16 protein-coding genes are annotated in these 11,531 nt (G+C 64.6%); 14 read left to right on the forward strand and 2 right to left on the reverse strand.

Translation table 11 applies throughout. From position 1 onward, the window contains the following. Window positions 1-38: 38 nt before the first annotated feature. The 12 genes from cysK (at window position 39) to AC1ROT_RS12805 (ending at window position 8,277) form a co-directional block, all read left to right on the forward strand. Window positions 39-1,019, forward strand: coding sequence for a cysteine synthase A (cysK, locus tag AC1ROT_RS12750; RefSeq protein ID WP_492973403.1), 981 nt, complete (start codon window positions 39-41; stop codon window positions 1,017-1,019). Between the two features lie 5 nt (window positions 1,020-1,024). Continuing rightward, entirely contained in the window at window positions 1,025-1,783 is a 759-nt protein-coding gene (locus tag AC1ROT_RS12755; RefSeq protein ID WP_492999415.1) for a HesA/MoeB/ThiF family protein, read from the forward strand. Window positions 1,784-1,898: 115 nt separating this feature from the next. Then, window positions 1,899-2,495 carry a PAS domain-containing protein gene (locus AC1ROT_RS12760; protein ID WP_492999416.1) on the forward strand — a complete coding sequence of 199 codons (597 nt, stop codon included), beginning with the start codon at window positions 1,899-1,901 and terminating at the stop codon, window positions 2,493-2,495. 87 nt (window positions 2,496-2,582) lie between these two features. Further along, entirely contained in the window at window positions 2,583-3,212 is a 630-nt protein-coding gene (locus tag AC1ROT_RS12765; protein WP_492973400.1) for a PAS domain-containing protein, read from the forward strand. A gap of 254 nt (window positions 3,213-3,466) precedes the next feature. Further along, window positions 3,467-3,850, forward strand: coding sequence for an AtpZ/AtpI family protein (locus AC1ROT_RS12770; RefSeq protein WP_492973399.1), 384 nt, complete (start codon window positions 3,467-3,469; stop codon window positions 3,848-3,850). A 1-nt stretch (window position 3,851) separates the two neighbouring features. Next, window positions 3,852-4,610 (forward strand): F0F1 ATP synthase subunit A, encoded by a 759-nt coding sequence (locus AC1ROT_RS12775; protein ID WP_492973398.1) that lies wholly within the window; start codon window positions 3,852-3,854, stop codon window positions 4,608-4,610. Between the two features lie 55 nt (window positions 4,611-4,665). Further along, the gene (locus AC1ROT_RS12780; RefSeq protein ID WP_341978682.1) at window positions 4,666-4,890 is read left to right on the forward strand and encodes a F0F1 ATP synthase subunit C; all 225 of its coding nucleotides are present in this window, start codon (window positions 4,666-4,668) and stop codon (window positions 4,888-4,890) included. 5 nt (window positions 4,891-4,895) lie between these two features. Then, window positions 4,896-5,390: a F0F1 ATP synthase subunit B family protein gene (locus AC1ROT_RS12785; RefSeq protein WP_492973397.1), complete on the forward strand. Its 495-nt coding sequence runs from the start codon at window positions 4,896-4,898 to the stop codon at window positions 5,388-5,390. A gap of 18 nt (window positions 5,391-5,408) precedes the next feature. Next, window positions 5,409-5,894, forward strand: a complete 486-nt coding sequence (locus tag AC1ROT_RS12790; protein WP_492973396.1) for a F0F1 ATP synthase subunit B family protein — start codon at window positions 5,409-5,411, stop codon at window positions 5,892-5,894. Window positions 5,895-6,116: 222 nt separating this feature from the next. Further along, window positions 6,117-7,088, forward strand: a complete 972-nt coding sequence (locus AC1ROT_RS12795; RefSeq protein ID WP_492973395.1) for a Bug family tripartite tricarboxylate transporter substrate binding protein — start codon at window positions 6,117-6,119, stop codon at window positions 7,086-7,088. 27 nt (window positions 7,089-7,115) lie between these two features. Continuing rightward, window positions 7,116-7,919, forward strand: a complete 804-nt coding sequence (locus AC1ROT_RS12800) for a metal-dependent hydrolase (protein ID WP_492973394.1) — start codon at window positions 7,116-7,118, stop codon at window positions 7,917-7,919. A gap of 88 nt (window positions 7,920-8,007) precedes the next feature. Next, window positions 8,008-8,277 (forward strand): hypothetical protein, encoded by a 270-nt coding sequence (locus AC1ROT_RS12805; protein WP_492999417.1) that lies wholly within the window; start codon window positions 8,008-8,010, stop codon window positions 8,275-8,277. Here AC1ROT_RS12805 and AC1ROT_RS12810 read toward each other — a convergent pair. Continuing rightward, a complete protein-coding gene (locus AC1ROT_RS12810) occupies window positions 8,274-9,212 on the reverse strand; it encodes a class I SAM-dependent methyltransferase (protein WP_492999419.1) in 939 nt (312 codons plus the stop codon). The two genes, AC1ROT_RS12805 and AC1ROT_RS12810, sit on opposite strands and share 4 nt — an antisense overlap. Window positions 9,213-9,415: 203 nt before the next feature. Continuing rightward, window positions 9,416-10,171, reverse strand: a complete 756-nt coding sequence (locus AC1ROT_RS12815) for a DEAD/DEAH box helicase (RefSeq protein WP_492973391.1) — start codon at window positions 10,169-10,171, stop codon at window positions 9,416-9,418. A 683-nt stretch (window positions 10,172-10,854) separates the two neighbouring features. Here AC1ROT_RS12815 and rpmI point away from each other — a divergent pair. Further along, window positions 10,855-11,055, forward strand: a complete 201-nt coding sequence (rpmI, locus tag AC1ROT_RS12820; protein ID WP_144068321.1) for a 50S ribosomal protein L35 — start codon at window positions 10,855-10,857, stop codon at window positions 11,053-11,055. A 17-nt stretch (window positions 11,056-11,072) separates the two neighbouring features. Further along, entirely contained in the window at window positions 11,073-11,441 is a 369-nt protein-coding gene (gene rplT, locus AC1ROT_RS12825; RefSeq protein WP_492973390.1) for a 50S ribosomal protein L20, read from the forward strand. Window positions 11,442-11,531: the final 90 nt, after the last annotated feature.

Below are 11,531 nucleotides of genomic sequence, written 5' to 3' on the forward strand. Positions count from 1 at the left end.
TCAGGCCCGGCATGACGGTGAAAAAATCCGGAGGAATCATGACCGAGTCCAAGCCGAACACGATCCGTCATTTCAATGCCCCGCGCGGCAAGGTCTATGATTCGATCGTCGACACCATCGGCGCCACGCCGCTGGTGCGCATCAACCGCCTGGCCCGCGAGGCCGGCTGCAAGGCCGAGCTGCTGGCCAAGCTGGAATTCTTCAATCCGCTGAATTCGGTGAAGGACCGCATCGGCATCGCCATGATCGAGGCGATGGAGCGGTCGGGCAAGCTCAAGGCCGGCGCCACCATCGTCGAGCCGACCTCGGGCAATACCGGTATTGCGCTCGCCTTCGTCGCCGCCGCCAAGGGCTATCGCCTGATTCTCGTCATGCCGGAAAGCATGTCGATGGAGCGCCGCAAGATGCTCAAGTTCCTCGGCGCCGAACTCGAACTCACCCCGCCGGGTCTGGGCATGAAGGGCGCGCTCGCCCGTGCCGACGAGCTGCTGAAGGAAATCCCCGGCAGCGTGATGCCGCAGCAGTTCGAGAATCCGGCCAATCCGGAAATCCACCGCGGCACGACGGCAGAGGAAATCTGGGTCGATACGGCCGGCAAGGTCGATGTGGTGATCTCCGGCGTCGGCACCGGTGGCACGCTCACCGGCGTCGGTAGCGTGCTGAAGCAGAAGAAGCCGGGCGTGCGCATCGTCGCGGTGGAACCGGAAGACAGCCCGGTGATTTCCGGCGGCAAGGCCGGCCCGCACAAGATCCAGGGCATCGGCGCCGGTTTCATCCCGGGCAATCTCGATACCAGCCTGATCGACGAGATCATCACCATCGGCAACGAAACCGCCTTCGAGACCTCGCGCCGCCTGGCCCGGCTGGAGGGCATTCCGGCCGGCATCTCGTCGGGTGCCGCCGTTGCCGCCGGTCTGGAAGTGGCGACGCGGCCGGGCATGGAAGGCAAGACCGTGGTGGTGATCATTCCCTCCTTTGCCGAACGCTATCTCTCGACGGCGCTGTTCGACGGCCTGTAAGCGCTGTGTTCAGCAAGGACGAGCTGGAGCGGTACTCACGGCATATCATCCTGCCGGAGGTCGGCGGTGCCGGGCAGCAGGCGCTGAAGACCGCGCGCGTGCTGGTGATCGGCGCGGGTGGCCTCGGCTCGCCATTGCTGCTGTATCTGGCGGCGGCCGGCATCGGCACGCTCGGCATCGTCGATGACGACACCGTGTCGCTGTCCAATCTCCAGCGTCAGGTTCTGCATGGCACCGAGGATATCGGCCGCCGCAAGACCGAAAGCGCTGCGGTGGCCATCGCGTCGCTCAATCCGCATGTGCGCGTGGTCGAGCATACCGAACGGCTGACGCCGGAAAATGCCGATGCGCTGATCGGCGCCTACGATATCGTTGCCGATGGCAGCGACAATTTCGACACGCGTTTCCTGGTCAACGACACCTGCTACCGCCTGAAGAAGACGCTGGTGACGGCGGCGATGCTGCGCTTCGATGGCCAGCTTTCCACCTTCAAGGCGCATCTGGGCGCGCCGCATCCCTGCTATCGCTGCGTCTTCCCCGAGCCGCCGCCGCCGGGCAGCGTGCCGGCCTGTTCGGAAGCCGGCGTGCTGGGTGCGCTGGGCGGCGTGATGGGCAGCCTGCAGGCGCTGGAAGTGGTCAAGGAAATCCTCGCTCTGGGCGACAGTCTTTCCGGCCGCTTGTTGCTTTATGACGCCCTGCGCGGCGATGTCCGCACCGTCCGCCTGCGCCGCGATCCCCAGTGCCGCACCTGCGGCACATCTTGATTCCCAGTGCCGCACCTGCGGCACATCGTAATTTCCTGGGCCGCACCTGCGGTTGAGACACGTTACCGCTTCTGTACCTCGACGGCCGTGGGGCACTCGCCTAGCATAAGCGGTGATGCAGCAATTCCCTTCCTCCGAAGCCAGCGGTGATATCGCTCCGGCTGGCGTTTGGCCATCTTTCGCCAATCCGCAGCTGACTCTGTTCCTGCGCCACTGGGCCGAGCGCCGCCCCATGATGGACGGCAAACTTGGCGCGATGATGCCGCGCAGTGCGATCGATCCGATCGAGCTGAAATCCTGCCTGCCCGATGTCTGGCTGTTCCAGTATCGCGCCGAGGAAGACCGCTTCGTCTGCACCCTGGCCGGCGAGCGGGTCAACGAGGCCTGGGGCCAGAGCCTGATCGGCAAGACGCCACAGGATTTCATGCCCGCCGACAGCGCCGCCGTCGCTCAGGAGATTTACCGCCGCATCGTGCTGACCCCGGCGCTGCATGTCAGCCATCGCCGTATTTCGCCGGCCGACCGCCAGGAAAAGGCGGCCGAACGCCTGGTGGTGCCGGTCAGCGACGCGGATGGCCGGCCCTATGGCATTTTCGGCCTGTCGCTGTACCACTTCGATCCGGTCACCCAGGCCGAGCATCCGCCCCAGGTCGGGCGGCATGTGGTCTATTATCCCTGCGCCGCGTTGCCCCAGACCCTGCCCGAATCCTGACCGGCCCTGCCCCCCACCCCCGGGGGTTATTGTGGCCGCACCCGCGCCGGTGGTTTCATGGCGGGATAAAATCAAAAGGCGGGGGCGATGATGTTTCAGGAAATGGCCGTCACGGCACGGCATGCCGGCCCGCCGGCGGGGGCCGGTGACGAGGTCCGCGAAGACGTCACCGGGCCGAAGGGCCAGTGGCCGTCCTTTGCTGATGGGCGCTTCCTGCGCCTGTTGCGGCACTGGGCCGGTGGCCGCAGCGGCAGTCCCAATCCCCTGATGGCGCCGCGCGCCGCCATCGATCCGGCGCAGATCCGCGACTGCCTGCCCCATGTGTGGATTTACCAGTATCTGCCCGGCGAGGAGGATTTCCTCTGCACGCTGGCCGGCGACCGGGTCAACCAGGCCTGGGGCCGCAGCCTGATCGGCCGCCGCACCAGCGAACTGATGCCGCCCGCCATGGCCGCCCGGGTCCCGGCCCTGTACCGCCGGATGCTGGAGCTGCCGGCAATCCAGACCAGCCGCCGGCGCATTGCCCCGCCCGGCCGGCTTGAGCAGAGCGCCGAACGCCTGATCGTGCCGCTGTGCAATCCCGATGGCAGCCCCTATGGCGTGTTCGGGATCACTCTGTACAAGCTCGGCCAGCAGCCGCAGATCGCCAATATCGCCGCCATCCAGGGCGAGGTGACCCTCTATCCCTGCGCCGATCTGCCGGCCGCACAGCCCTAGGTCTGGTGCTGCGGCGGATTGTCGCAGCCTCGGCGCAGCCCAAGACGGCGGTCGGGCAAAGAGCAATCGGCGCCCGCCGGCTTTCGGTAATAGCCCAGAAAAACCCTAGTGTTGCAAATGGGTTGATTTGGCAGATGCAACCGATTCGCAAATCTGTCGAGGCCCCGCCGCAGCTTGACGCCCCAGCACCCTGTTCCTATGGTGCCGGCGCTTTCTGGGGGGTGTTTCTCTTTTCTGGCGCCGGAGCCTCGTGCATGGCCGAACAGGACAAGACCCCTCCCGAGAGCAGCGGACTCTCCGATCCCGCCCTGGCGCGCCTGGGCGAAGGTCTGGAAACGGTGCGCGAGCGGAAGGCAGTCGAGGCGGCAGGTCGCCGCCCGGATGCCGACCCCCGCGCCATGCGTGCAGTGGGCAAGGCCTGGTCGCTGGCCATCGAGATGGTCGCGGCGGTGGTCGTGTCGCTCTTCATCGGCTGGTGGCTCGACCGCTGGCTGGGCACCGCACCGTGGGGTCTGCTCGGTTTTATTCTGTTGGGGGTCGCCACGGCCATGTGGTCGGCGATCCGCACCGCGATGATCATGCAGCGCGGCCAGGAGGCGGAAGCCGCCGGCAACGCGAAGAAGACAGAAGGGGAATAACGTGGCTGCTAGCCCGCTCGATCAATTCAAGGTCAAGTGCATCGCCTTCTGCGGTGAAGGCGGCCAGTTGCAGGCCTTCTCCTTCACCAACGCTTCGGCCTTCATGGTTCTGGCCGTTGTCTGCGCCGCGTTCCTGATGATCTACGGCATGCGCCAGAAGAGCCTGGTGCCGGGCCGTCTGCAGTCGGTGGCCGAACTCACCTACGGCTTCGTCGAGAATATGGTGCGCGAGAATGTCGGCCCCAACGGCCGCCAGTATTTCCCGTTCATCTTCACGCTGTTCGTCTTCGTGCTGTTCAGCAACATGCTCGGCATGATGCCCTACAGCTTCACCGTCACCAGCCACATCATCGTCACCTTCGCGCTGGCCATCTTCGTCTTCCTGGCCATCACCCTGATCGCCATTGCCCGCAACGGCATCCACTTCTTCACCCATTTCATGCCGGCCGGCGTGCCGATGTGGCTGGCGCCGATCATCGTGCCGATCGAGATCATCTCGTATCTCTCGCGCCCGATCTCGCTGTCGCTTCGTCTCTGCGCCAACATGCTGGCGGGCCACACCACCCTGAAGGTCTTCGCCGGCTTCATCATCTCGATGATCGGCATGGGCGGCGTGCTCTCGGCCAGCGGCATCCTGCCGCTGATCATGGTCACGGCTTTGACCGCACTGGAATTCCTGATCGCGTTCCTGCAGGCCTATGTCTTCGCGATCCTGACCTGCCTCTACCTGGCCGAAGCGGTCAACATGGAACACCACTGAGTTCAGTTCTTTAGTTCAACCTATCAGTTCAAACCTAGAAAGAAGGATGAGTATCATGGATCTTGCTGCAGCAAAGATGATCGGTGCCGGCATCGCGGCGATCGGCATGGGCGGCGCGGCGATCGGCGTGGGTCTGATCTTCGCGAACTTCCTCAATGGCGCGCTCCGCAACCCGGGCGCCGCTCCGAAGCTGTTCGGCAACCTGATGCTGGGCTTCGCCGTGACCGAAGCGCTCGGCATTTTCGCCCTGCTGATCGCACTGCTGATCCTGTTCGTCTGAGTTAAATGCCTCAGCTCGAAACAGCCACCTTCCTGCCCCAGCTCGTCTGGCTGGCGATCACCTTTGTCATCCTCTATCTGTTGATGGCAAAGCTGGCGCTGCCGCGCGTGGCTGATGTGGTCGAGGGGCGCGCCAAGCGCCTCGAGACCGATCTGGCAGAGGCTGCCCGGCTGAAGACCGAGACGGAAGCTGCGATCGCCCAGTACGAGCAGGCGCTGGCCACGGCCCGCGCCAAGGCTCAGGGCATCGCCGGCGACACCCGTGCCAAGCTGGCGGCCGAGGCCGCTGCCCTGCGCACCAAGGTGGAAGCCGAGATCAACGAGCAGACCAAGACGGCGGAAGCCCGGATCGCCACGGCCAAGCAGCAGGCGCTCGCCTCGCTCAGCGCGGTTGCGGTGGATGCGGCTTCCGATGTTGTCGCCCGCCTGAGCGGCACGGCGCCGGCCAACGACGCGGTGAATGCCGCCGTCGCGCAGGCGCTCGCCGCGAAGAAGAACTGACGGATCGGAGACACAGCCATGCTGCACGATACGTCATTCTGGGTGATGGTCGCCCTGATCCTGTTCCTGGCTCTGGTCATCTATCTGAAGGTGCCCGGCAAGGTGCTGCAGCAGCTCGACGAGCGCGCTGTCCGCATCAAGCGGGAACTGGACGAGGCCGAGAAGCTGCACAAGGATGCGCAGGCCCTGTTTGCCGAGTATCAGCGCAAGCAGGCCAACGCGCTGCGCGAAGCCGAAGAGATCGTCGCCGCGGCCCAGGCCGAGGCGAAGGCCATCGCGGCCCAGGCCGAGGCCGATCTGAAGACCAGCCTCGAGCGTCGTCGCAAGCAGGCCGAGGCCAAGATCGCCCAGGCCGAAAAGCATGCGCTGCAGGATGTGCGCGACACCGCGGTGGAGGTGGCGATTGCCGCCGCTGCCCAGGTGCTGACGCAGTCGCTGCAGGGTGCGGCGGCGGCCACGCAGGTCGATCGCGCCATCAGCGATGTGAAGGCCAAGCTGGCGTAAGCCACAGCGCCATCCGACGATTCAGAAGGGCCGCAGCGATGCGGCCCTTTTTCGTTATCCCTCCGGTGCGATGTCGGCGCTGCATCCATGCGCCCCATTCATCGGTCGAGCAATTAATGTCATTTGCCTCATGCCGTCCGGCCCCAGCACTCTGCGTATAACAGAGGAATCAGGGAGGAGATCATCCGGCCGCGGCATCGGCCCGCCGGATGCCAAGAGCTTATGCCGCTATCGTTGCGTTTCGCTGGCGCCGTCCTGGCGCTGATCATGCTGGTGCTGTCGGCACAGGCACAGGATTATCCGCAGCGGCCGATCACCCTGGTCGTACCTTTCACGCCGGGCGGCACCACGGACATCCTGGCACGTGAAATCGGCACGCGCCTGCAGTCGGCTCTGGGCCAGAGCGTGATCGTCGATAATCGCGCCGGCGCCGGCGGCAGCCTGGGCGCCGAAGCCGTGGCGCGTGCGCCCGCCGATGGCTACACGCTGCTGATGGGCCATATCGGCACGCTGGCGATCAATCCTTCGCTCTATCCAAAGCTGCAATACGATCCGGTGAAAAGCTTCACGCCGGTCGCTTTCGTGGCGCGGGTGCCGAATATCCTGGTGGTGAATGCGAAAAACCCGGTCAGCAGTCTGGCCGAACTGGTGGCTGCCGCGAAGGCCAAACCCGGCAGTCTCGCCTATGGCTCCGGCGGCAACGGCTCTGCAGCGCATATCACCACCGAATATCTGAAGCATGTCACCGGCACCGACATGGTGCATGTGCCCTACAAGGGCACGGCGCCCTTCGTCACCGATCTGCTGTCAGGCGAAATCCAGCTTGGCTTCACCGGTGCAACGGCGCTGGTGGCACATGTGCGCGGCGGCCGCCTGCGCGCCCTGGCCGTTTCCAGCGCCAGGCGCATGACGGCTTATCCCGATCTGCCTACGGTGGCGGAAAGCGGCTATCCGGGATTCGAGGCCGACCAGTGGTATGGCATCGTGGCGCCGGCCGGTACGCCCGCCGCTATCGTCGCCCGGCTGAATGCCGTGATCAATCAGGCCATGGAAACGCCGCAGATGCGCGCCCGCCTGGAATCGGAAGGCGCCGAAGCCGATCCGCTGACGCCGGATCGCTTCGGTCAGATGATTGTCAGCGAAATCGCACGCTGGCGGCCGATCCTCAAGGCCGCCGCCGTACAGATCGACTAATCCACCACATCAGTCAGGGAGTAAAACATGCGAGGTTTTCTGGGCGCCATCATGCTGCTGCTGGTCGCCGGCCATGCGGCGGCGCAGGACGGCAAGACGGATGTGCTCTGGCTCGGCCAGGCCGCCTTCCGCATCACCAGCCCGGGCGGCAAGGTGATCGTGGTCGATCCCTGGCTGCGCGCCAACCCCAAGACGCCGGCCGGTTTCAAGGATCCGGCATCGCTTGGCAAGGTCGATGCGCTGTTCGTCACCCATGGTCATGGCGACCATATTGCCGATGCGCCGGAACTGGCGAAGCTGAACAACATCCCGATGTACGCGCCGGGCGACCTGAACCAGGTGCTGACCACGCTCGGCGTACTGCCGCCCGACAAGCTGCCGCGCTTCAACAAGGGCGGCACGGTGCAGCCGGTGCCCGGCATCAAGGTGACGGCGACCCATGCCGAGCATTCCTCGGTCTATGTGCATCGCGACGAGGCCGGCAAGTCGCATAGCCATTACGGCGGCGAGCCGGTCGGCTATGTGCTGGAGATGGAGAACGGCTTCAAGATCTATCACATGGGCGATACCGACGTGTTCGGCGACCTGAAGCTGATCGCCGAGCGCTACAAGCCCGATCTGGTGCTGATCCCGATCGGCGGCAACTTCACCATGGACCCGCAGGGCGCGGCGCTGGCGATCCGGGACTACCTCAAGCCGAAATACGCCATCCCGATGCATTACGGTGCCAATCCACTTGGAAAAGGCACGCCGGAGGAATTCATCGCCGCCCTGGGCCGCAGTTCGACCAAGGTGATCAGCCTGCAGCCAGGCGAAGCGGTGAAGTTCTAGGGCGCAGGACCCTCTTCCACAGCGAAGGGCCGCAGTGATGCGGCCCTTTTTCGTTGTAGACTGGTCCGGCATCAAAGGGGGGGTGGCCATGCATATGTTGAAGATGACGGTGATCGGCTTTGCCGTGCTGGCCGCGCTCTGGTTGGTCGCGCGCGTGCTCAACCGCCGCGCCGGCCGGCCCGTGTTGAACGGGCCGCGCGTCTTCCTGCCGGTCTGGGCGGCGGTGTCATTCTACAATGGCTATATCGGCGTCACGCAGGCCGGCTATTCGGTACAGGCCGAATTGCTGGTGCATCTGGTGGTGTTCGGATTGCCGGCGGCCGTGGCCGTCTGGCTGATTCTGAAAAAGCCGGCCTAGTCGACCACGCGGCAGAAGATGCGGTACTGCCGGATCACATTGGCATCCATGGCGCTGAGCCGGATTGCCCAATGCTCGCCCTCGGTGATCGCCCATTCGCGCTCGTTCTCGTCGACCGCCTTGCCGCGCAGCTTCACTTCTTCGGCATAGCGGCCGAAGGATTCGATCACCGCGCGCTTCAGATCCTCGGTGACGTCTTCCATGTAGCAGATGATGAAGTTCAGGCTTTCCAGCTCGGCCTGCAGGCCTTCCGGCGTCAGCAGATGCGGCTTCACCGGCTCGCGGTCCCACCAGACTTCATAGACGCGGCTTTCCGGCGAGCCGGTGAGCAGGAAGTCGGTGAACATCAGCTGGCCGTTCGGCTTCATCGCGGCGCGGATCTTGGCCAGCAGCAGGCGTTTGTCCTGCACGCTCATCAGCCCGTCCTTCGACAGGAAGACGTCGATGCTCTTGCGCTTGAACTGCAGGCTGTCGAGCGCCGTGGTCTTGATATTGGTGCGCTGTTTCACGCCCTGGCTTTTCGCCAGGTTGATCGCCTGGTCAGCCAGGTCCGTGTCAGGCTCGTAGGCGTCGATCCACAGGTTGTCGCGCGCCATCAGCCGGGTCATGCCGCCCATGCCGCAGCCCAGTTCGGTGATCGACATATTGGGATTGAGGCCGAGCGGCGCGGTCAGCGGCTTCATCAGCTCTTCGCCGCCGGGCGTGTTGAAACCCTCGCCGAACAGCTTCTGCGCCACCTGCAGGCGGCGCGCCGTCCATTTCTCGATGCTGGGGATTTCCTTCGGCGTCTCGTCCACCTCGACCGGCAGTTCGGCCGGCCGCGTGGTGTAGTCCTGCACCGCATGCTGCATGGCATAGTCGTCGCCATGCCACCAGGCGCGCAGCTTGTCGCGCCAGGACATATCCTCGGTCTGTTCGATATTGTCCTTCGTCACCAACGCCGTATCCAAAGGTCTTGACGTCATACGTCTGTAACAGCGACCTGGTTGATAAACCGTTTCTGGCCGCCGGGCACAGCTGACGGCCCCGGACGGGGCTGCCTGTGGATAAATCTGGCGCATGGTTTGCCCATAAGCAAGCGCCCGCTGGTAAGGCGGGCGCTGCAGGCAGGTAGATTTTTGGTAATGGATTGCGGCGCTTAGCGCCGGCCGGCCATCCGTTCGGGCAGCAGGTCGCGCACCCGGCGCCGGGCTTCGGTGTCGCGGATGCGGGCCGACTGGGCGGTGTTGATCAGGCGCGGGGCCGGCGGATTGGTCAGCACCGTGACCGGATCGGTCAGCAGGTTATCGGCCAGCTGCTTGATCTCGGCGGGCAGCGTGGTGGCGAAGACGATGGTCTGGCGCTCGGTCGGCGCGGCCTCGAAGATGGCGCGCAGCTCGTTGGTCACGCCGAGTTCCAGCATGCGGTCGGTCTCGTCCAGCACCATGATCTCGAGCTTGTTCAGCTCAAGCTGGCCGGCATTGATCAGCTCGACGACGCGACCGGGCGTGCCGATCAGGATGTCGATGCCGCGGCTCATCGCCTGGGCCTGGGCCGCCTTGCCGGGGCCTTCATAAACGGTGGCCTGGCTCAGGCGCACGAAGCGGCCATAAGCGCGGAAGCTTTCCTGGATATGCTGCACGCGCTCGCGCGACGTCGTCAGGATCAGGGCGCGGGCCTTGCGCGGGCCGGCCGGATGACGATCGATGGAGAGATGCTGCAGGATCGGCAGGGTAAAGGCGACGGTCTTGCCGGCGCCGGCTTCGGCCTGGCCCAGCAGGTCGCGGCCCTGCAGAAGATGCGGAATCGCTTTCGCCTGGATCGGCGTCGGCGCGACATGCTTTTCAGCCGTCAGCGCACGCTGGATGGGTTCAACGAGGTCGAGCTGCGAGAATTGGACGGTGTTCAACATCATCTGCAATCTTTGGTCACGCGGTGAGGGTTCATCCGGGACGTAACGACGGCAATCCAGTCTTGGGCGACAAATCCACCGCGTCCGGCAGCGCGGTTGGCGCGGCGGTGAGGCGTAGGGCTTGTCACGGAAGCCAGGGTTGGTACGGCGGCGTCCGGCGGGGGTACCGCGAACCCGCGTGATACTAGCGGCCGTTCCCTGTTTTGCAAGCGCGAAACCTCATGGTGCGACAATCACGTTCAGCGGGTGGAAACTGCTGATTTTCCGGGCCTGCCCTCTATCGGTCATATGGGTAAAACCCTTTTGTTATTCAAGGCTATCATAACGGTTTTGTGTTTATCGCAAGGCTCTTTTGTCTACACGCGAACCGCGTCTGTATTTCGCCCTTGGCGGGTATTATGCAGGGTCCGGAGGGCGACTCGGCGGGGGTGTCGGCAGGGGCAAAACGGGATCATCCGCCCGCGGCGGGGCGGAGTCCGGCCGGGCGGCGCCAGCCCGGCGGCCGGTGGCCCGGGCCAGGGTCGGGCCGGTGCGGCCGGGGCCCTGAAATCCCTCGCAAAAGCCGGGCAAAGCGGCTTGCCAAGCGCCGGCGGGGTCGCTACAAACCGCCCCTCGTATCGGGCGTTCCGGCTGAAGGGCTGCCGAGTTCGCCTTGAAGATCACTCCATACCTTCGGAGGTTATGAAATGCCCAAGTTGAAGACCAAGAGCTCGGCCAAGAAGCGCTTCAAGCTCACGGCGACCGGCAAGGTGAAGCGGGCCCATGCGGGCAAGCGTCACGGCATGATCAAGCGCACCAACAAGCAGATCCGGAATCATCGCGGCACCGCCGTGGTGTTCGAAGGCGATGCGCGCAAGATCATCAAGAACTACCTGCCAAACGCCTGAGCTGAGGAGAGACTGCTATGTCACGAGTTAAGCGCGGCGTTACCGCCCATGCCCGCCACAAGAAGGTCCTGAAGGCCGCCAAAGGCTATCGGGGTCGCAATTCCACCGTCTTCCGCGTCGCGATCGAGAAGGTCGAAAAGGGACTGCAGTATGCGTTCCGCGACCGTCGCGCCAAGAAGCGCAATTTCCGCTCGCTTTGGATCCAGCGCATCAACGCTGCGGCCCGCGAACAGGGTCTGACCTACGGCCGATTTATCAACGGCCTCGCGCTCGCCGGCATCGAGATCGACCGCAAGGTTCTTGCTGATCTCGCGGTGCACGAGCCCGAGTCCTTCAACGCCCTGGTGGCGCAGGCCAAAGCGGCCCTGCCTGCCGCGGCGGCCTGATCGGCCCGCACTCGCCAGTTATTCAAAGCGAACCGTTTGCGAAGGGGGCCGTCATCACGGCCCCCTTTGTTTTGCCTGCTTCGATCTTCT

Source organism: Ferrovibrio sp. GW821-FHT12E11, from assembly GCF_058806975.1.